We start from the raw sequence: 19,441 nt of genomic DNA on the forward strand, positions 1-19,441 counted from the left end.
CGGTCGTGTATATGGCCCCCAACAAGACCATCGTCGTCAAGTCTGTGACGATCTGCAACCCGACCGGCGGCGCTGTAACGGCAAAGCTGTTTTGGAAAAAGGGGTCTACGTCGCGGATGATCTTTGTGGGGTCAATCGCGGCCAACAGCACGCAAATCGTAACTGAGCCGGCATTCCCGCTCGCGCAAGGCGAGACGATTGAAGCCATCGGCGTGGCATCCGTTGAAGTCACTGTTTCGACAGTGATGAACGTTCCAAATCGATGAAGATCGCGAACAGTGCAGAGGTTGATGCCGTTTGGCCTCTGATCGGTGAAAGGTTCAATGAAGCCTTTCGGCGCTGCGGCGATGACCTGACCGGTGGCGAGCTTTGGCAACTATGCCGGTCAGGAAACGCCTTCCTTGTCCTGAATATGGCGGAAGAAATCAACCTTGCCTGTGTCGTGCGCTTCGAGCGGTGGGCGGATGGGACCGTTCTTCGTGTCCTCTCTCTCATCGGGGATGACGTCAATTCATGGGCTGAACCCATCGCCGATTTCCTGACCGAAATGGCGCGTCTCGGCGGCGCCTCTCGCATCGTCGCGGATGGGCGCGGCGGATGGGAGCGCATCTTTTCGAAGCCCAAAGTCCTGCGGCGCACATACATGATGGAGATTTAAATGTCAGGTGGCGGCAAAACACAGACCACAACATCATCAAACACGCCGTGGACTGCCGCACAGCCGGCGCTCAAGACGGCAATCGGTGGCGCCGAGGATCTTTACAAGAAAGGCGTGGGCGGCGACATATACACGGACTCGACCGTCGTACCGTGGTCGCAGCAGACCAAAACGGCGATGGGCGGCATCACGTCGAACGTGAACGCCAATACAGGCGGGCAGGGGCTTTCTGGCTTCTACGACAAAGTGCTTGGGAACAACGGCCTTTCCCCGGCCCAGCAGAGCGCCATGTCGGCATACAAAACGATCACCGGAGGGCAGGGGTATAACGACGCCAGCCGGAACGCCATGAGCGGATACCAGGCGCTGACGCAGAACGGCGGTCTAAGCTCCAGCCAGTCTGGCGCGCTGAAAAACATGCAGGCGCTGGCGAACAGCCAATATGCGATTTCTCCGGAACTGCAAAAAGTCCTCAATGCGCAGGCGTCTAAGGTCAGTGATAGCGTAAACATGAATGCGGCGGCGGCTGGCCGTTATGGTTCCGGCGCCAACCAGACGCTTCTCGCGAAGAACGTAGGCGATCTCGCAAACCAGACGATTTACAACGACTACACCAACTTCCTCGGCAGGCGTGATGCTGCGAACCAGAACGTGTTCAACATGGGCCAGACCGGGCAGGGCAACTTGTCGTCAGCCTATGGCAACATTGGCAATCTCGGCAATACGGCGCTTTCCAACTACGCGAATACCGCAAACTCAATGGCAGGCCTCGGCCAGCAGGGGTTCACGAATATGGGCGCTGCCTATCAGGGAACGCAGGCGCCTTATCAGGATCTCATGAAGGTCGGGCAGATGAACGAAGACCTGAGCAATCGGCAGATCCAGGACAAGCTCCGCGTCTTCGATGCAAAGAACTCGGTGCCATGGGAGCAACTTGGTCGTCTCAATGCGATCGCATCCGGCGCCGGCCAGATGGGCAGCACGCAGACGCAGACGCAGGCCAACAACCAGAACCCGTTCCTCACGGCTCTTGGTTATGGAGCATCCGGCCTCGGCGTTCTCGGCTCATTCCTCTAAGGGGTAAACCATGGCTTGGCAGGACTTCCTACAGAACAACTCGCTTGCCCTTCTGAACACGGGCGCCGGCCTCCTGAGCGGTAATAACGCGCAGGAGCAGGCCGCAAACGGCTTCAAGGGCTTCGCGCAGGGCATGAATGCGAACAAGACCATGCAGTTTCTGCAGGCGCAGCACCCCGAACTCGCTCAGGCGGTGGGGCAGGGCATCCTCAGCCCCGCCGACGCTTACAAGCTGTCGTTCGAATACAAGACCAAGACGGCGCAGGACGCAGCCGACGAGAAGCGCTGGCGCGACCGGCAGCAGTTCAGCTGGGATAACGACCCGGATCGTGCGCTCAACGAGGAATACAAGCGCGCCCAGATCGATGCGCTTGGCCGCCGCTCGGAAAGCGCGGGGTCCTTCCAGACCTTGCCGAATGGAGACTACGGCTTTGCAAATCCCAACGACGGGACGTTTTCAAAGCTTGGGTCTGCGCCAAAATCGCCGGCGAACGACGTCGAGGCGCGAAAAGTCCAGGCCGAAGCAGCAGGCCTTGCGCCAGAAAGCCCGGCTTATCAAAGCTACTTGCTCACCGGGAAAATGCCTCGCGAAGATCAGGCGCCGCTCACCGCCACCGACAAGAAAGCAATCCTTGAGGCGGATGAGATGATTCTCTCCAATCAGACGGCCATCGACAACCTCAAGAGCGTTCTGGACGAGGGGCAGGGCAAGTCGCTGAATGAACGGGCGGGTTCCGGGTGGACGACGAGTGTGCAGCCGTGGCTTGCGCGTAACGACCCGACCGGCTTCTTTGACGACGCTAAGGGGGAAGCCACGACGGAATTGAACAACGTCGTTATCGGTAACTCGCTGGGGCAGCTCAAGGCCGTTTTCGGCGGCAACCCGACCGAAGGCGAGCGGGCGGCTCTGCGGGAACTAGAGGCCAGCGCGAACAAGACGCCTGCGGAGCGCAAGATCCTTTTGAACCGCGCCATCGGTCTGGCTGAGAAGCGGATGGAGTTCAACAAGCAGCGCGCTTCCGAATTGCGCGGCGGTGGGTATTACAAACCGACCGGCATGCAGTCATCGCCTGTCGTCTCGCCATATAAGAACAAATACGGGCTCGAATAAGGAGCGGACGGAATGGCTGATCTCGCTCGCATCAAGCGCAATGTCGCCAAGATGGCTTCGATGAACGCGCCAGAAGAGGACATCGACGGCTATATCGCGTCCGAAGGCGTGACGATTGATGACGTGCGGAATTTCAAGGTTGGCTGGACCGCTGAAAAGGCCACGGAAGCGCCTGAGAGCGCGGCATCAAAGTCTCTGCGTGATGAACTATCCGGCAAGACAGAGAACACGGCAAAGGCGCTCTATGACGAAAAGCCGGAATGGCAGAAGCCGATCATTGCCGCGCAGGACATATTCAACACCGGCATCAACGGCCTGAGCATGGGGTTTGCCGACAAAGGCGCTGCGCTCGCTCGCTCGGCCGTCACGGGCAAACCCTACGAACAGGAACTGCAGGGCATGCGCGACAGGACGCAGGCCAGCAGGGATAGGGCGCTGTCAGCCGGCACAGCGGCCGAGTTGGGCGGCTCCATTGCTCTTCCGATGGGCCTCGCATCCCGCGGCGTCACGCTGGCCGGACGGATGGGCGCTGCAGGGCGGGAAGGCATCACCGGAATAATGGCGCGCGCCGGATTGCTTGGCGCCGAAGGCGGCATTTACGGTGGGATCAGCGCAGCCGGCAACGACACGGACATTGGTGAGGGGATTGCGACCGGCGCCGCTTTTGGCGCAGCAATCCCGGGGGTGGCGGAGACGGTCGGCAGGGTCGCGCGCCCGTTCGTCGATGCCATCCGCGCCCGCACTAACCCATCGGGCTACGCTACTGAGAAGGTCTCGGAGCGTCTTTCCGACAGCATGTCGCCCCAGCAGGCGGCCAATCGAATGGCGAGCAACCCCGGATCAAATCTGGCGGATGTGGGCGGCGAGAACCTGCGCAACCTGCTGCGCACCACGGTCAACATTCCGGGTCCGGCACGTCAGGCAACCAATGCCCGGTTGACGATGCGCCAATTCGGCCAGGGTGACCGGCTCAAGGATGCTATTTCCAAGACGTTCGCTGACCCGGAAGCCTATGCCGCGTCAAAGGATATGATCGAGGAAACTGCCAAGCGAGAAGCCGCACCGGCCTATCGCCGGGCCTATGAAAAGCCTGTCCATTTCTCCGAGACGCTGGAAGGTATCCTTGCGACACCGGCAGGGAAGGCGGCTTTGCGCCATGCGGAAACGCTCGCCGGAAATGAGCAGGTTCCGTTCAAGCAGTTGTTCGTGAACATTACCGACGACGGCGGCAAGGTGGTGCGCCGCGTCCCGGACACGCGGGGATGGGATTACATCAAGCGCAGCCTGGATGACATGATTGACCGGGAACAGGACAGCATCACCAAGAAATACAGCAATGAGGGTCGCATCCTCATTGGGCTGAAAAACAAGATGCTGGAGGAGGTTGACCGACTAAACCCGGAATACGCGCGGGCGCGCTCCATCTGGTCCGGAAGCGCTGAACTGGACAAGGCGCTTGAAGCCGGCCGGGAGGTGTTTACGGCCACTCCAGCGGCCTTCCGCAAACGGGTGGCCGACATGGGGCCGACACAGCGACAGGCGGCGCGCGTCGGCGCTGCTGAAACGCTGCGAAAGGAGATCGACGGCGCTGGCGTTACGAACAACGCAGTCCTCCGGATATTCTCCAAGCGCCAGCAAATGCGCAATCTCGAAACGCTGTTCGAGACGCCGGAACAGTTTGCCGAGTTTCGCAAGTCCATCTTCGCGGAGGCGCGCAAGCGTGCTACCTACGAGAAAGTCAAAGGGAACAGCACCAGCGTCCAGCAGGCCGCCGATCTGGCTGAGGCTGGCGGGATGCGCGACACCATGCAGTTCGGGAAGGACGCAGCCACCGGCGGCGTTGCCAATGCGACGTTGAATTTCCTCGGGTCGCGTCTTCGGATGTTGGGGGGAATGACCCCGGAGGTGGCGCAGGAGATTTCGAGGAAGGTTCTTCAGACCGGGCCGAACGCGGCGATGAAGCTCGCGGAGGAACTGACGGCCATTCAGAAGGCAAAGGCATCGTCCACCGCGAGGAGCCAGGCTGTTCAGGCGGCAATAGCGCGAAGCTTGGCGGTGACAGCGCCGCCACGCATTTTGGGGCAGGAGCGGCGTGGGCCTACCGAAATCACGGTGCCGGTGCCGATGCGGTGATTATGGGGCGTCGTCGCTCTTGGAAGAAGGCCAGAAGAGCCATGCCAACAGGGCGATGAACGCCACGAGCAGCGTGCTATCGATTAGCCCACCACTGTTCGCAAACAGGCCGCCATTACGCGCTGAGAATGTTCCGATTGCTACAGCCAGAATTGACAGCGGAAGCCACTTATCACGGGCTTGCGCTTTCTCGATCCACGTTTTCTTGCGTGCTGTTTTTTTGTTTTCATCAGACATGCCAGCACCATGACAGACACAAGCACGAAAATCAAAGGCTCCTTCGGGGGCCTTTTTCTATCGCTTCAACCCCCAGACAGGAGAACTGGAATGATTGACCAGAACACCGGATTGAATGCAGGCGTCGGCCTTTACGGGAGTGGGTGCCTTACTGATGACCCGGACGCCAAGCGGCGCTGGATGAAATCCATTCGAGACCGCGCTGAAGCATATAGTCGCGACCTTCCTTTTCGGTTCCAGCATCAACGCCACCTAGGCGAAAGTTCTGAACAGATGCCTCAAACAACTCCCTAATCAGCCTTTCGCCTTCCGGGTTGTTGTGAATGGCCGTCGCTAAAATACAACGCACCAGCGTTTCTAGGGCAAAGAAATCGAGGCGTTCCGTCTTCGCGCTTATGTCACTCATGATTCCCTCCTTGGTTGCGGGCAATCATTGAATCTTTTTTCGCAGGAGTCGATTCATGGCTAAATTGACCGAGATCGTCTCTTACGGTGCTAGCCGACGCTCGGACCAGAGGGCAAATGCGAGAGCGGCGGAACTCCTCAGAGTTTCAGAGAGATCTGTTAAGACTGCGCAACATGTCGCCGCAAGCTTTTGCATGAAGATAGTATATTCGCGCAGGCGAATACCCGGCCCTAAACCGGGGGGAGAGAGTGGCGGGCTGTCTTGCTATTAGAAAGAAAAGCTCCACGTGGGAGACAACCAGATCTCAATCAATATCGCAGCAAAAAATTCTGTTGGTTGATTGGCCCTTAGTTTACTGGACTAGACTCTCGTTCTGATTGATTCCATGCTCCCGTCATTACTGTTGGGGGCATTAATGAAATACAATCGAGTGGGCATTCTGGTGATGATGTCGCTGGCGTTACAATCTTGCGGTTCCATCACTGTTCCGGCTGCCGTGAAGATGGATAGCGGAGAGGCGTACGTTGGAACGACAACAGCAGCGATAAGCGGCGGGACGTTTCAGGTGACGGCAACATCTGGCGTCGTTACGTGTTCCGGAACCTATGACGCTTTCGATACAAATCCGGTGATTTCTGCACCGGTTAGATGCTCTGATGGTCGTTATGGAACGATAACCGTACTGCGAAATCCTGACATGCGCGGGGGAAGTGGAACGGTTACACTTGCGAATGGGTCGCATGGACGAGTGGCTTTTGGGCGCAACGCGTCATCAGTCTTGAGTGCGCCGATTGCTATGTCTGGGTTGCCAACTCCCTCATCAACGACGATAGGCGAAAGCTACTCTTCGGGGGGAGGTGTTTACACCGGCAACTGCCCTACGCCAGAGAGCATAGCAGCTGACGGTAAGCGCTGTGGGAAGCGAAGTGCGGCTTACAAGGCAGGCGGCTACTCAGGATATGGATTAATGTCCAGCGCTCGAAGCTACGGAGGATCCACGTACGTGCGGGGTCACTATCGGAATGGGTCTTACGTCAGAGGCCACTACAGACGCCGCTAGACAGATAGGACAGTGTTCATGGCCGCTTCTTGCACTTTTGTCGGGCGGATATGGAGTCGGATCGAATCGAATCGTGATAATGATGTCGCGACTGGTGTTGCAACAATGTTCTGGCAGCACCCTTGGGAGAGCGATGGTGGCACCATACAAGGCAAAGTCTGTGGCGAATGCCTTCCTTACTCTCGCGAACCGTGACGGGTATGACATTACGCCGATGCAGCTTCAAAAGCTGCTATATTACGCGAACGGTTACTTCATGGCCGAGAATGACGGCCAGCCCCTCATAAATGAGTATTTTGAAGCGTGGGATTACGGCCCAGTTGTTCCCACTGTTTACTATGAGTTTCGGGAGTACGTGAATCGTCCGATCAAGAGATTCGCATACACGTTTGATCGCGAAGTATCCCGCGAAATCGTGGCCCCACAACCGGTGAATGATGATCAGTCTGAATCGGTTATCAGTTGGGTGTGGGACAATTATCGGGATCTGTCAGGCCCACAACTGTCGAATATGACCCACAAAACGGACGGTCCTTGGGACCGGGCTCGCCGACGAGCCAGCAACTCCCAGATGCGCAACGAGCGGCTTGAGACTGCTGATCTCCTAGAGTATTTCAGGAATCTGATCTGAGTGGTTAGGAAGGTCGATACAGAAGGCGCCCATACCGTACCGGCCAGAACGCCAGAAGACGACGGCGATGTGGCAGGGCCGCTACTGATTGAGATTCCGCTCTGGAAGTTTGGGCGGATTAAGCTCGAAAGCTTTAACTCCAAATCATCACTCGCCGTTTTTGCGCTCGTCGTGATCTTGGCGATGATGATTTTCCTCTCAGTGCTCGAAGCCGGGGCTGGGATCATGAAGTCAACAGTTCCAGGTATTGTAGGCCTACAGGGCAAAGTTGGAGAGGCGCTGTTGCTGATACTAGGCGTCCTGTTGGGTGCGTATAACGGCAAGAGTAAGAAGTAGGTTGGCCGAAACGCCTTTCCTATTTCAGCATCACAGCGGCGCCGGTGGCATCGGCGAAGACGGTCATTTGCTAAGCACTGCGCCTGAATCGCACTGAACGCAGCAACAATTTACGGAAACCTTCCAAGGCTCCCTCACGGGGGCCTTTTTCTATGGAGGCCATATGCCAACGTTCGACACTGGCCGTTTTGGTGGCGGCTACTCCCCCAACAACGCGCCCCTGAGTGGTCAGGTCCAGTCCTACGACCCCATGCTATCGCCAGCGGCGGACTTCGGCGGCAGGTTTGCGCCGTCTGGCCCGGTACCGCAGGGACTTGAGGGGCTGCAATCCGGCCTCTACGCCGGTCAGCGCGACGTCGGCCTCCTGCCAGAACTCCGGGACGCGGTGGACTACAGCCGATACAGCGGGCAGATCGCCAGCCAACCGACATACGGTCCGACCTACACGCAGCCGCAGCAGCCGCAGCAGACGGCCACTGCCTATGCGCAGCCGGAAGAGACTGTAGCTCCAGCGCCAGGCATTGACGCAATCCAGACGGCTTCCCCGTCAGCCGGCGGTCTTCTTGGCTCCATACCCGGCGTCACGTCTCCCGATGAATATGCGCAGATCGCCCAGACCCGCGCTGAACTTGGTGTTCCAAACGACCTGACAGGATTGCGCTCTCTTTCGCCCGCAGCGGCCCGCCAGATGGATCGATCATTCAGCGCAAGGCAGACATTCGGGACACTTGGAGGCGCGCTTCTCGGCGGCGCTCTGCTCGGCCCCGTCGGTGGGCTTCTGGGCGGCTATCTCGGCAGGAACGTCGCATCGAAATCATACTATCCCGACGCTCCGCAACCTGTCGCCGGTCAGACAGCCAAGGGCTACGACAAAGGTGATTTGAGCGACTACGGGCAGCGTGCATACGAGAGTTCTGGCCAATTCCGCGATGCGGTTGACAGCGGCAAGGGAGGGCTTTGGTAATGGCAAAGAACAATGTCGGGCAGTGGGATACAACGCCTGCAAACAATACCGATGTAGGCGGGATCAGCATTGAGGGAACCGCACCAGTAAGCAACTTCGACGGTGCTTTGCGCACGATAATGGCCCAGATCAAGGATGGGACAGGCGTCCCCGCAGATCTGTTGGACGGCCAGCACGGCACTTACTACCGGAATGCCGGCAACCTCAATGCAGGGACGGTGCCGGCGGATCGTTTGGCGGGCGGATCATACAGCTTTTCAGCCTTGAAAATCGAGGGTGCCATACCTCGTATTGATTTGCTCGATTCTGATGCGGCAGATTTTTACATCCGCGTCGATAGCGGCGTATTCTCGGTCCTGACTGACCGGGATAGCTCAGGCACATGGGAAACGCCTCACCCGCTCCAATTGGATAACTCAAGCGGCGAGGGAACGCTCTACGGCGACAAGATATGGACTGCCGGGAACGATGGCGCAGGGTCAGGTCTTGCCGCCGATACCGTTGATGGCGTCCATTTGTCCGGTCTTGTGCAAACCAGCCGTACTATCACGGCGGGAAACGGCTTGACTGGACTTGGCGATATGTCTGCCGACCGAAGCGTTGCCGTTGGTGCGGGAACCGGGATTACGGTCGGGACAAGTACTGTGTCTGTGGATACGACGGTCTGGCGCGATGGCAACTTGCCGACCGCCGCCCAAATCGGTGGGATCATCGCCGGTCTGACGCAGGGGGCAATCGGATCGTATGCAACGGTCATCAAGAAAACAGCAGGAACGATCAACCCAGGCTCAACAGTGGCCGGAACCGACCTCTACTGGTCAAATTCCGACGATAGCGCCGCGATCGGTATTGACGTCGGCACATGGCGCGCGGTGGGCGTGATCACGAACACTGCGTCGGCCACAGCACTGAGGATTTCGTGATGGATCTGCATATCGAGACAGTGACCGATCTCCGGTGGGTTGATGCCGCCCAGACAAAGCTTGTCGGTATCGTGAAATTTGCTGAGTTTCAGGACGCCGCGCCGTTCAGTTTTTGCTCTACGGCTCCGGTCGAGTACCCGCATGAAGCTGATTTCTGGGACCGATCAACATCGGGTGAGTTCGGGACGATTGCGGACTATGTCCCGCCATCCGTCGATGAAATGCGTGCTTCCATGCCGCCATTGACCGCCCGTCAACTGCGCTTGGGCCTTATCGCCAACGGCATCATGCCATCGCAGGTGCAGTCTGCCATTGAAGCTATGCCGTCCGGTCCGTCCAGAGAGAATGCGCTGGTCGAATGGGAATATGCGTCATCGTTCGAGCGCATGCATCCGCTTATCGCATCCGTAGCCGCTGGCCTGTCGCTGACGGCTGAGCAGGTAGACGCCATGTGGATGGCTGCGGTCATCCTGTAACCAATCGCATCGGAGAACACCAATGACACGACGCATTGACGCGGCGGGCCTTTCGCACATCATGCAGTGGGAGGGAAAGCGCCTGACGTCCTATCGGGACGTGGCCGGAATCTGGACGGTTGGCTTTGGCCATACCGACGCGGCAGGGCCTCCTAAGGTCTTCGCCGGAATGAAGATCACCGAAGAGCAAGCGGCTGAAATCCTGCGATCCGACCTTGCCAAGTTTGAGGAGCGCGTCTCGCGGCTGGTCAAAGTGCCACTAACGGACAACCAGTTTTCCGTTCTCGTGTCCTTCGATTTCAACACCGGGTCGCTGCACAAATCAACGCTGCTGAAACGGCTCAACGCTGGCCAGTACGACGCTGTTCCTGGCGAGTTGATGAAGTGGGTCAACGCCGGCGGGAAGCGTGTTCAGGGCCTTGTGAACCGGCGTGCTGCTGAAGCGGGCCTTTGGGCCAAGGGTGAGTTCGTTTCGTCCAACACGGTTCCCGCCGCGCCGATTGCCTCTCCACTGCTGACGAAGGAGAACGTCTCGTGGGGTGCGGGCATCCTGTCCACCCTTGGGTTTTCCAGCGTCGGTCCCGGCCCGCTGCAATGGGCGCTGGCCGCCGTCCTTGTGGGCGCCTTTGCCATTGGAGCATTCTTCTTCATCAAGAGCCGGGTGAATCCATCATGAACCCGCTGGCATGGCTCCAGATCGGTGCCGGTGCTGTTTCGGGCGCTATCCTATCAGCGCTGGTTATTGCACCTGTCTCCTATCTCAAGGGCGAAAGCGCCGCCACGGCGGAGGCAAAGACTGCCGCGCTGGAAACCACCATCGAACTCCTCAAAAGCCGGGAAATCACCAATGCGGAAATCTCTCATTCCGATGCTGCTGATCTGTGCCGCCATATCGGGCTGCTCGACAACGACATCAACGAATGCATGCGCCGGATGGCAGAAGCTAACACCAAGCCTTGAGACGGCGGTGTTCGTCACGATGAACGATCTTCAATTTGCCAACGGCGTTGCCTCCCACAATCTCCACGGAAGAAAAGAAGGATGCTGGAAATGACCGCAACTGACGAACAGCGCGCACTGATCGATGCAATCACGAAGCACTTTGCTGTGGCTGAGGCAGGCCTGAACGATGCGGTCAAGGCGCTGCATCGGCTGGAGGTGGACAGCGAAGATGCGGCACGGCTGAAACTGGAAGGCGCGACCGGTTCGTTCGTCGTCAAGTTCCGCGCGGAAGTGCGCCAGCTTATCGGCCAGATCGGCGCCATCGAGGCACCGCTTTATGGCCTCCATGTCAAAGCGACCGCCATCGCTCGCAATACGGATGAAGCCTACAAGGCTCCCGATAACTACGTGACCCTTCTCGGCGGTGGCCGCTGATGGAGTGGTATCACCTGGCTCTCCCAACATTGGCGCTTATTTCGGCCATAACGGCCCGGAGAACGCCACGCGCATGGCTGTGGGTGTCCGCCATCATGGCGGCATGGATTACGCCCGTGGTCTATCTCTACGTCGGCCAGCCTGACTTCCTGCCGTGGTATCCGCCGCAGCCGGGAATCTCCTTCCTCTGCGACGGGGCAGTCTACTGCCTGATCATCCACAATCACGAGGAACGGTGGGAGCGCTGGGGCCTTGGCTCCATCTTCATGGCGTCCGCCACGGTCGATCTCATCCAGTGTTTCGGGGTTATGACCGGATACCCGCCACCGCTGGCCGGTCACTCATATGGCCTTGTTCTCGATGCGCTCAATGTCGCGGCTCTTCTCATCATCGGCGGCATAGGCATCGCAGACAGGTTGAAAGATGGCGGATTTGATCTTTCTCACGCTTATAACCGCTATCTGGATCGGGCTGTCCGCTATGCCCACCAAAAGACGCACGCGCCGAAACCGTTCAGGAAGGTCTGGTGATGGAAGGACCGGGAAATCCTGAAAACTACAGGTACGTCGGCGCAGCACTCGGGGCCGCTTCCGGCCTGATGTTCATCCGGCCAAAGTCCATCATGGATGCGGTCATTCGGCTTGTCTTCTCATTTGTCGCCGGCTCCATCCTTTATCTCGTGCTGCACGAATACATGGGTTGGCCACGCGATCCCGATCACATCGTGGCAGCGGCATGGATCGTCGGCTTTGCAAGCTGGCCTCTCGCTGGTGCCGCGCTCTCTGCCGTCAAATCTAGAATGGGGAAGGGGGACGCATGACGATGTCTCTTTCGCTCGGGTTAAGCCTGACCGGCGTCCAAGCAAGCGGCAGCGCGCCGCCAGGATTCTCGTATATGATCGACAAAAACGGCGTCGTCATGCTCGACGCACGCGGCAACAAAATTCCGATGAGGGTTCGCAGCAATGGTTAATATGGCAATGCAATTTGGCGTGTTTGATACGCAGCTCAAGCCATTTCTTTACAATTTCCGCCCCGGCCTCGGCGGCAACATGCCACGTTGGTATCTGGCAAAAGCAAAGATGCGGGCAGAAGGCTATCGGCCACGTATTTTCTATGGCGGGACATCAAAGGTTATGGGGCTGGGCGCTGGAACAGCTCTGAGCGGCCAGCAGTTCGCCGCCGGCGCTGAACCATTCACGCGATCCCGCTATTTCGCTAAGATGCTCGAAGATGCCGGCTTTCTGACAAACAGCCAATGCTTTTTTGGTGATAAGGGGCTATCGACCCTCCCGAACTTGATGGCATATGACGCGCGAATGGCTCGGTCCAGCACGGCATGGGCCACGGAACCTTCCATCACGTCGGTTGGTGGCCGCCCAATTCGAGGCACCGGCGCGGCGACCGAGACATTCACATTCACTCCTCTATCGACCACGACCAACGACAAAATATTCTTGGTCTACATCGGCGGGTCCGGCGCCGGCACACTGCGCACGTCTGACGGTGGCGGCGTCATCGACACAACGTCGACCTTTGATGCGGGCAATATCCTCAAGAGCAAGACAATCAACCTTTCCAGCCGTGGCACCGGAAAGGTTCTGACGTGGAACAGGCAGGAAGATACCCCGAACCCTGTCTTCATTCAGGGTGCTATCGTTTACGACAGCCAGACGCCAGCGATCGACATCGTGAATATCGGCATTTCGGGCAGCACGACAGCGACGTGGAAAGGCGCCGGCCTTGGATACGCGATATTCCCGTCATTGCGATCTGTTGGCGGCGATCTCGGCATTTTCGGGATCATGACCAACGATATGGCGCTGGCGAACAATGTGCCAGTGGCAACGTGGAAAACGAATATCAAGTCTATCATCACGCAATGGATGACGGATGCGACCAACACGCGCGTTCGTGACGCTGTGATCGAGATCGAAAGCCTTTGCTCTACGGCGAGCTATGGCGATGCGGCCACGCAGGCCGCTTACGTGGCTGCGGCTTATGCCGTTGCCGACGAACTTGACATTCCTCTGGTCGATCTTTCCGCGCAGTTCGGGGGCTCGTATTCCGCCGCCAATGCATGGGGCGTCTTTGCCGATACGGCGCACGAGAATGCTCGCGGTAACGCCATGCAGGCACGGCTTTATGCTGACCTTCTGGCGGCATGATTTGCTGCTTCACTGAAACAGTGTGTACAACGCTCGGCCTGCCTCAAGGGCTGCTGTGGCTACGGCCAAGAAAATGAATATGTAGGTCGGAAGATTGTGTCGGTGCATAGCCCAACATAGCGAGTCCATTGCCGGCATCACTACTACGTGAAAAGCGAGCCGCATTGATTAAACAACCATAAGATGGTAATTTCTGGCACATTAGCACTCATCGAAAAATCTTATCTTTGGGGGGCTGCAATGGCGGATAGTATCAAGCACATCATGGACCAATTGGCGCTGGCGCGTGATCTGATCAAGCATGATGGAGCAGGCAAAGACCTGGCAATGCTCGCATATCTTATCGATATGGCAATCCTTGAAGCTCACGATGTGAAGGCCGGCGTACGAAGGTCAGTGCCTGCACGGGCACAAAAGTAGCGCCTGCTTCATCGCATAATCGGATGTAAAAAGCCCGCTGGATCGATCCAGCGGGCTTCTTTTTTGCGTTTCATGTCTTGGTTGGGTGGATCAGGTCTGCCGGTCGATGTTCCCAGCAAAACCACCTCGGCGGTGCTTTCGGTGGGGGCGAAAACCCAAAGCCGCCCCAAGCCTTGCAACCAGCGTGCTCGCAGTAATGGTTCTCGTGGATCTGGTCGTCGCTCATCATGTGCCCCCGTTGTCGCGCCAGTAGTGCTCTACCCGGAGCGCGGCAATAGCAAAAACAATGCGTCCTTGAAATCCGTATCTCGTGATGATACATATTGCGCATGATCCGCTCATTCAGAGACAAGGTGACCGAGCAGGTCGCGCATGGGCAGAACCCAAAGGGCTTTCCCGCTGATTTGTTGAATGTGGCACGGCGCAAGCTGGTCATGCTCGATAATGCCGCCGTTCTTGACGACTTGCGTGTGCCGCCTGCCAATCGGCTTGAGGCCCTGAAGGGTGACCGGGCTGGTCAGTATTCGATCCGCGTGAATGACCAGTTCCGGCTCTGCTTCCGCTGGGTTGATGGGAATGCGGAAGACGTTGAATTCGTCGATTACCACTGAAGGAGATAGCCATGACCCTGCTTGCTTTCGCTATCCATCCCGGCGAAATACTCGATGAAGAGTTCTTGAAGCCGCTGAACATGAGCGCTGGCGCTCTGGCAAAGCGGCTTGATGTGCCGCGTACCCGTATTGAGCGGATCGTGAAGGGTGACACCGCCCTGACGGCTGATACGGCTCTGCGGCTCTCCGCCTTCTTCGGCAACACGCCTGAGTTCTGGCTGAACCTTCAGCGGACCTACGATCTTGCCCAAGCGAGAAAGGTGCTCGATGTTTCGCACATTCGCCCGCTGGTGGCCGCTTGAGCGTCCGCAAGCGTGAATGGACCACGCCGAAAGGCGAGAAGAAAACCGCCTGGGTCGTCGATTACGTCGACACGCTCGGCAAGCGCCGGCTGAAAACATTCAAGCTAAAGAAGCTGGCGGATCAATTCGCCGCTACGGCCTCTGTGGAGGTCAGGGAAGGCGTTCACGTCGCGGATAGCGCATCGGTCACGGTAGAGAAGGCTGGCGCTCTGTGGATCGCGTCGGGCGAAAGCGCGGGCCTTGAGCGCTCGACCATCAATCAGCGCAAGAGCCACCTTGAAAACCATATCGTTCCGTTGATCGGCCAAACGCTGCTTTCCAAGCTGACGGTACCTGTCGTGCGCGAGTTCGAGGACAAGATGCGCGGCGAGGGGCGGTCACCGATGATGGTGAAGAAGATCCTCACGTCGCTGGGCTCGATCCTTTCTGATGCTAGCGAACGTGGCCTTGCGGTTCGCAATCCGGTTCGGGACATTCGCAGCAGCCGCAAGGGGCGCGAGAGACGGCAGGAGAGGCGCCAGAAGAGCCGCGTTGAGGTTGGGATAGATATTCCCACCAAAGACGAGGTGAGGGCGCTCGTGGCCGCTCTGGAGCCCAATTGGCGGCCTTTGCTGATCACGGCGATCTTCACCGGCATGCGCTCATCAGAGCTTCGCGGTTTGCGGTGGAAGGACGTGGACTTTGACCGATTCGAAATCACGGTGAGCCAGCGCGCAGATGAGTTCCGTGAAATAGGGGCACCGAAGTCCGAAGCCGGCAAGCGAACGATCCCCGTGCCGCCGGTGGTAATCAACACCCTGAAAGAACACAAGCTGAAGCACGGCAAGGCAAAGCTGGTTTTCGGCAATCCCGACGGTGAGCCCAGGTCGCACACGAACATCATCAACAAGGGACTGATTCCCGCCATGCTACGGGCCGGCGTGACGGTGGACACTGGCGACAAGGACAAGAACGGCAACCCCATCCTGAAGGCCAAGTACACAGGTCTGCACTCCCTGCGGCATTTCTATGCAAGCTGGTTGATTAACCGGAAGGAAGATGGCGGGCTCGGTCTGCCGTTGAAAATGGTTCAGGAACGGCTCGGCCATGCCTCGGTTGTGATGACGATGGACGTCTATGGACACCTGTTCCCAAGGCAGGATGACGGGACAGAACTGGCACAAGCGGCGAACATCCTGCTCAACTGAACGCGACATGGTCGCGACAAGATGCCGAAAAGCGATTTAAAAACAATAGTGGCTGGAAGCCTGCAAATCCTTGCACCCGAGTTCGATTCTCGGCGAGGCCTCCAATTTCCCTTATTATTTTGACGTGACGCCAAGGTTCCCGGAACTATCGTCTTGGTGCGCCTATTCGCAGGCTTTTTCGATGCGTTGCAGGGACTGGCTGATATTGGCGAGGTCGAACTCGGCGTAGATCAGGTTGCGGTCGCGCAATCTGAGGAAGAGGCCGGCATTGTCGGGAAGCTTCTTTAGGAAGGCAACTGCTTCGGCGGTGGACCATAAGCCAACTCCCGTGCCATCGTCGGCCGTGCGCCAGCGATAGGTGGCGACCTTGCCGTTGTCGATGCGCAGGGTGACTTCCGTGCGTTCGTCCCAGATGGCTGTGTCCGCACTGACAAAGAAGCTGATGGCGTCGTTTTCACAGCGCATCTTGAGGCGAGGGATGACCGGATTTTCACCGTTGGCGGCAGCAGGGCGGGGATCGAGCGTGGCCACGAGCGCAACATGCACGCCCCCCTTCGCGACTTCTTCCGAAAAGTGCCAGCCATGGGGTGGTTCCGGAGGTGGAGTGTTCGGTGCGGCAGCGGTATGCGGTGCCGGGTCCTGCAGATCGGCTGCGGCCGTGTCTCCCATGCGTGCAAGAAGTTCGCTGGTGCTCGAGGCTCCGTCCAGCGTCGCTATCCGCAGGAGCCGGTTATCGGGCAGGGATAGTCGGGCGCAGTCCGATTCGCTGGCGGACAGGGCAAGGCTCAGCGCCATCTTCAAGCGCGGGAACAAGGCCTCGTCGGTCGTTACGGTTTCCACAGCCAGCGTATTTTCCGAAAGGCGCCGGATACGGTAGTTTTCGCCGGTCTGCGGAAAGTTCGAACTGAGCGGCGTATCCGCAATGAAAAGCGCACGGTCCCTGATGCAAGCCGGCAGGGCACCGGCAACGAGGATGCTGTCGCCTTCCGACAGATCGGCCAACGCCACGCGGTGCAGGGCCTGCCGCAGGGCGGGCGTTTCGGAATCAACGGCAAACTGCGCCAGCGCCGTGACCGGATGGCCAAGAACAAGCGCGGTCAACAGGGACAGGCATCTGGCGTACGGTTTCGTCATGCGGTCCTCGCGGGGTGGGCAGCCATGTGTAGCGGGTAGAATCACCGGGGTGCAACTGCAAACCGATGCCCATCCCCGATGAAGCCCAGGCGGGGTATGCAAGGGTGATGACGTTCCGCCCATCGATTTTCGGGGATGCGGCTGAGGTCTGCCATGCTTTTTTGCGCGTCGCCGCGCGCCAGCCTTGAAAGCCTGCGCGTGCGCGATTAAGACACGAGGTGAAAAGGCAACCCGGCTTTTGAGATTGGGGCGACAGGATATGACAGATTACGAAGCCGCACGTGTACACATGGTGGACTGCCAGCTCAGGACGACGGACGTGACGTCGCATCCCGTGCTCTCCGCCTTCCTCACCGTTCCGCGCGAGGCTTTTCTTCCTGAAGCGCTGAAGGCGACGGCTTATATCGATGAGGATATGCCCGTTACCAAGGCCACAGCCGGTGGCGAGCCCCGCTACATCATGGAACCGTCGCCGCTTGCCAAGCTGGTGCAGCTTGCCGATGTGAAGAAGACCGACGTGGTTCTCGAAATCGGTGCGGGCGAAGGCTATGCCGCCGCCATTCTTTCGCTGCTCGCCGGTTCGGTCGTGGCGCTCGAAAGCGATGAGGCGCTGGCTGCAACCGCGACGCAGACGCTGTCCAAGCTCGGCTATGACAATGTCGCCGTCGTCACCGGCCCGCTCGAAAAGGGCTATGCATCCGAGGCACCCTACGATCTCATTTTTCTGAACGGTGCGGTTGAAGAAGTGCCTGCTGCTCTTCTCGGGCAGCTTCGTGATGGTGGTCGTCTGGTTGCTGTCACCGGCAACGGCCATGCTGCCCGCGCCACGGTCATCAGCCGGGAAGGTGCCAACTACTCGACGGTTCGTTATTTCAACGCTGCGATCAAGGTTCTTCCGGGTTTCCACAAGGCAGCCGAGTTCGTTTTCTGAGCCAGGTTGTCGTTGCTCCGGGGGTGCCCGGGCACAGTATTTTCCAAGGCCGGGTCCGCAACGTCCCGGCCTTTTGCATTGCCGGCGGGCTTAATGGCCCGAAGCGGCAACAAAACTGTGCATGCGATACGATTTTATGGAGTGTTGAGATTCCGTTACCGCCGATCATGGCCTACCATTGAAGTCGAATCGGGTTCCTGTCGGGGGTCGTTTCGTTGTTTCAAGACAAACGGGGATTGAAATGGCTCAGCCAAATGTAGCGCGTGAACCGTCAATGGAAGAAATTCTGGCGTCCATTCGCCGGATTATTGAAAGCAACGAGCCCGGCGCCGTTCCCGGCGCATCAGTTGTCCAGTCGCAGCCTGAAATGGACTACGCAGCCGATGACGAAGTGACGAACCAGTATGTGGACGCTGCCCGTCCGGTGGTGGCGGACAGTATGGGGACGCCGTTGCGCGCCGCCAATACCGCCGTGCCGCCGCGCGTGGAACGCGAAGCTTCGCCGGTCTATCAGGGTGAGAGCAAGCCGCAATCGCTTGCTGATATTGCCGCGCGCGTTCGCAATGCTTCCGAACGGATGACGCCGCCGGTTCCCGTCATGCGCGAAGAAGTGCCAATGCCTCCGGAGCCGGTACAGCATCCGTCCGATATTTTCGGCGAGCGTGCCGCACCCGTTCAGGCGCAACCTCTTTCCGCGTATATGCCCGAACCGGATCGCCCGATTTTTTCGGAAGCGCAGCAGCATCGTCCGTCGGCATCGGCTTCTGCGTCGTTGCGCGCATCACTTCAACCGCATCCGCAACCTCAGCAGGCGTCGGCAGTTCCGTCCTTTGAACCTGCCGCCGTTTCAGCCGCCAGCGAAATCATTTCACGCTACCAGGCGGAGGCGGTCTCCACAGCTCCTGTTTCCGAGCCCGTTGCTGTTGAAATTCCGGAAAACGCACCTGTTTACGCCACCTATTCGGAACCCGAGCCGGAACAGGGTGTGAGCCCGGCGCAATCTGCCTTCGCGCCGGCTGTCGAAGCTTCCGCGCTTTCGCTGCTTTCCAGCGAAGCTGGCGTTATGGTTGCCCGCTCCTTTGGCGAGCTAGCCGAAGCCGTGGATGGCGCGCAGCGCCGCTCGCTTGATGAAATGGCCGAGGAAATGCTGCGACCGATGTTGCGCGAGTGGCTGGATGACAATCTTCCGACGCTGGTGGAACGCCTTGTGCGTGAGGAAATCGAACGGGTCGCACGCGGTCCGCGCCGCTGATCTGGCATAGTTGGGCGTCTTTCGCCCGACCTTGCGTCGATATGCGCT

General features: G+C 58.5%; 26 protein-coding genes. 23 read left to right on the forward strand and 3 right to left on the reverse strand.

Translation table 11 applies throughout. The features are described 5' to 3' along the window. Nucleotides 1-11: 11 nt before the first annotated feature. The 5 genes from GGQ66_RS10545 to GGQ66_RS10565 are packed head-to-tail and all read left to right on the forward strand — an operon-like array spanning nucleotide 12 to nucleotide 4,979. Entirely contained in the window at nucleotides 12-266 is a 255-nt protein-coding gene (locus GGQ66_RS10545) for a hypothetical protein (RefSeq protein ID WP_183792222.1), read from the forward strand. After that, entirely contained in the window at nucleotides 263-658 is a 396-nt protein-coding gene (locus tag GGQ66_RS10550) for a hypothetical protein (RefSeq protein ID WP_183792223.1), read from the forward strand. Before GGQ66_RS10545 ends, GGQ66_RS10550 begins: the two co-directional genes overlap by 4 nt. Next, nucleotides 659-1,735 (forward strand): hypothetical protein, encoded by a 1,077-nt coding sequence (locus GGQ66_RS10555; RefSeq protein ID WP_183792225.1) that lies wholly within the window; start codon nucleotides 659-661, stop codon nucleotides 1,733-1,735. It abuts the gene before it with no gap. 10 nt (nucleotides 1,736-1,745) lie between these two features. Next, nucleotides 1,746-2,846: a hypothetical protein gene (locus GGQ66_RS10560; RefSeq protein ID WP_183792227.1), complete on the forward strand. Its 1,101-nt coding sequence runs from the start codon at nucleotides 1,746-1,748 to the stop codon at nucleotides 2,844-2,846. 12 nt (nucleotides 2,847-2,858) lie between these two features. Next, nucleotides 2,859-4,979, forward strand: coding sequence for a hypothetical protein (locus GGQ66_RS10565; protein ID WP_183792229.1), 2,121 nt, complete (start codon nucleotides 2,859-2,861; stop codon nucleotides 4,977-4,979). On the opposite strand, the gene GGQ66_RS10570 is transcribed toward GGQ66_RS10565, so the two are convergent. Together GGQ66_RS10570 and GGQ66_RS10575 are read right to left on the reverse strand one after the other, a co-directional pair. Beyond that, entirely contained in the window at nucleotides 4,980-5,216 is a 237-nt protein-coding gene (locus tag GGQ66_RS10570) for a hypothetical protein (RefSeq protein ID WP_183792230.1), read from the reverse strand. Between the two features lie 148 nt (nucleotides 5,217-5,364). After that, entirely contained in the window at nucleotides 5,365-5,622 is a 258-nt protein-coding gene (locus tag GGQ66_RS10575) for a hypothetical protein (protein ID WP_183792232.1), read from the reverse strand. 1,196 nt (nucleotides 5,623-6,818) lie between these two features. Between GGQ66_RS10575 and GGQ66_RS10580 the strand changes: the two genes are divergently transcribed. The 16 genes from GGQ66_RS10580 to GGQ66_RS10655 all read left to right on the forward strand — a co-directional run bounded on the left by GGQ66_RS10580 (nucleotide 6,819) and on the right by GGQ66_RS10655 (nucleotide 16,076). Then, complete coding sequence (locus GGQ66_RS10580) at nucleotides 6,819-7,313, forward strand: Panacea domain-containing protein (RefSeq protein ID WP_183792234.1); 495 nt, start codon at nucleotides 6,819-6,821, stop codon at nucleotides 7,311-7,313. After that, a complete protein-coding gene (locus GGQ66_RS10585; protein ID WP_183792236.1) occupies nucleotides 7,314-7,649 on the forward strand; it encodes a hypothetical protein in 336 nt (111 codons plus the stop codon). Nucleotides 7,650-7,812: 163 nt separating this feature from the next. Then, a complete protein-coding gene (locus tag GGQ66_RS10590; RefSeq protein WP_183792238.1) occupies nucleotides 7,813-8,613 on the forward strand; it encodes a hypothetical protein in 801 nt (266 codons plus the stop codon). Further along, nucleotides 8,613-9,536 (forward strand): hypothetical protein, encoded by a 924-nt coding sequence (locus tag GGQ66_RS10595; protein ID WP_183792240.1) that lies wholly within the window; start codon nucleotides 8,613-8,615, stop codon nucleotides 9,534-9,536. The genes GGQ66_RS10590 and GGQ66_RS10595 overlap by 1 nt, the downstream gene beginning before the upstream one ends. Continuing rightward, complete coding sequence (locus GGQ66_RS10600) at nucleotides 9,536-10,012, forward strand: hypothetical protein (protein WP_183792242.1); 477 nt, start codon at nucleotides 9,536-9,538, stop codon at nucleotides 10,010-10,012. The genes GGQ66_RS10595 and GGQ66_RS10600 overlap by 1 nt, the downstream gene beginning before the upstream one ends. Nucleotides 10,013-10,034: 22 nt before the next feature. Beyond that, nucleotides 10,035-10,688, forward strand: coding sequence for a lysozyme (locus GGQ66_RS10605; RefSeq protein ID WP_183792244.1), 654 nt, complete (start codon nucleotides 10,035-10,037; stop codon nucleotides 10,686-10,688). Continuing rightward, nucleotides 10,685-10,972: a hypothetical protein gene (locus GGQ66_RS10610; protein WP_183792246.1), complete on the forward strand. Its 288-nt coding sequence runs from the start codon at nucleotides 10,685-10,687 to the stop codon at nucleotides 10,970-10,972. The genes GGQ66_RS10605 and GGQ66_RS10610 overlap by 4 nt, the downstream gene beginning before the upstream one ends. A gap of 90 nt (nucleotides 10,973-11,062) precedes the next feature. Beyond that, nucleotides 11,063-11,389: a hypothetical protein gene (locus GGQ66_RS10615; protein WP_183792248.1), complete on the forward strand. Its 327-nt coding sequence runs from the start codon at nucleotides 11,063-11,065 to the stop codon at nucleotides 11,387-11,389. A 95-nt stretch (nucleotides 11,390-11,484) separates the two neighbouring features. Then, the gene (locus GGQ66_RS10620; protein WP_183792250.1) at nucleotides 11,485-11,919 is read left to right on the forward strand and encodes a hypothetical protein; all 435 of its coding nucleotides are present in this window, start codon (nucleotides 11,485-11,487) and stop codon (nucleotides 11,917-11,919) included. Further along, nucleotides 11,916-12,209 carry a hypothetical protein gene (locus GGQ66_RS10625; RefSeq protein WP_183792252.1) on the forward strand — a complete coding sequence of 98 codons (294 nt, stop codon included), beginning with the start codon at nucleotides 11,916-11,918 and terminating at the stop codon, nucleotides 12,207-12,209. The genes GGQ66_RS10620 and GGQ66_RS10625 overlap by 4 nt, the downstream gene beginning before the upstream one ends. Next, complete coding sequence (locus tag GGQ66_RS10630) at nucleotides 12,206-12,361, forward strand: hypothetical protein (protein ID WP_183792254.1); 156 nt, start codon at nucleotides 12,206-12,208, stop codon at nucleotides 12,359-12,361. Before GGQ66_RS10625 ends, GGQ66_RS10630 begins: the two co-directional genes overlap by 4 nt. Further along, nucleotides 12,354-13,556 (forward strand): SGNH/GDSL hydrolase family protein, encoded by a 1,203-nt coding sequence (locus tag GGQ66_RS10635; RefSeq protein ID WP_183792256.1) that lies wholly within the window; start codon nucleotides 12,354-12,356, stop codon nucleotides 13,554-13,556. Before GGQ66_RS10630 ends, GGQ66_RS10635 begins: the two co-directional genes overlap by 8 nt. A 240-nt stretch (nucleotides 13,557-13,796) precedes the next feature. After that, entirely contained in the window at nucleotides 13,797-13,976 is a 180-nt protein-coding gene (locus tag GGQ66_RS10640; protein WP_183792258.1) for a hypothetical protein, read from the forward strand. Between the two features lie 329 nt (nucleotides 13,977-14,305). Then, entirely contained in the window at nucleotides 14,306-14,587 is a 282-nt protein-coding gene (locus GGQ66_RS10645; protein WP_183792373.1) for a type II toxin-antitoxin system RelE/ParE family toxin, read from the forward strand. Between the two features lie 11 nt (nucleotides 14,588-14,598). Further along, on the forward strand, nucleotides 14,599-14,889 hold the full coding sequence (locus GGQ66_RS10650; protein ID WP_183792260.1) for a HigA family addiction module antitoxin: 291 nt from the start codon (nucleotides 14,599-14,601) through the stop codon (nucleotides 14,887-14,889). Continuing rightward, a complete protein-coding gene (locus tag GGQ66_RS10655) occupies nucleotides 14,886-16,076 on the forward strand; it encodes a tyrosine-type recombinase/integrase (protein ID WP_183792262.1) in 1,191 nt (396 codons plus the stop codon). The genes GGQ66_RS10650 and GGQ66_RS10655 overlap by 4 nt, the downstream gene beginning before the upstream one ends. Nucleotides 16,077-16,238: 162 nt before the next feature. Here GGQ66_RS10655 and GGQ66_RS10660 read toward each other — a convergent pair whose 3' ends face one another. Next, nucleotides 16,239-17,210, reverse strand: a complete 972-nt coding sequence (locus GGQ66_RS10660) for a type VI secretion system-associated protein TagO (protein WP_183792264.1) — start codon at nucleotides 17,208-17,210, stop codon at nucleotides 16,239-16,241. A 259-nt stretch (nucleotides 17,211-17,469) separates the two neighbouring features. On the opposite strand from GGQ66_RS10660, the gene GGQ66_RS10665 reads away from it, so the two are divergent. Next, complete coding sequence (locus tag GGQ66_RS10665; RefSeq protein ID WP_183792266.1) at nucleotides 17,470-18,141, forward strand: protein-L-isoaspartate O-methyltransferase family protein; 672 nt, start codon at nucleotides 17,470-17,472, stop codon at nucleotides 18,139-18,141. Nucleotides 18,142-18,382: 241 nt separating this feature from the next. Then, a complete protein-coding gene (locus GGQ66_RS10670) occupies nucleotides 18,383-19,393 on the forward strand; it encodes a PopZ family protein (RefSeq protein ID WP_183792268.1) in 1,011 nt (336 codons plus the stop codon). Nucleotides 19,394-19,441: the final 48 nt, after the last annotated feature.

This window comes from Allorhizobium borbori, from assembly GCF_014196535.1.
Lineage (GTDB): Bacteria > Pseudomonadota > Alphaproteobacteria > Rhizobiales > Rhizobiaceae > Ectorhizobium > Ectorhizobium borbori.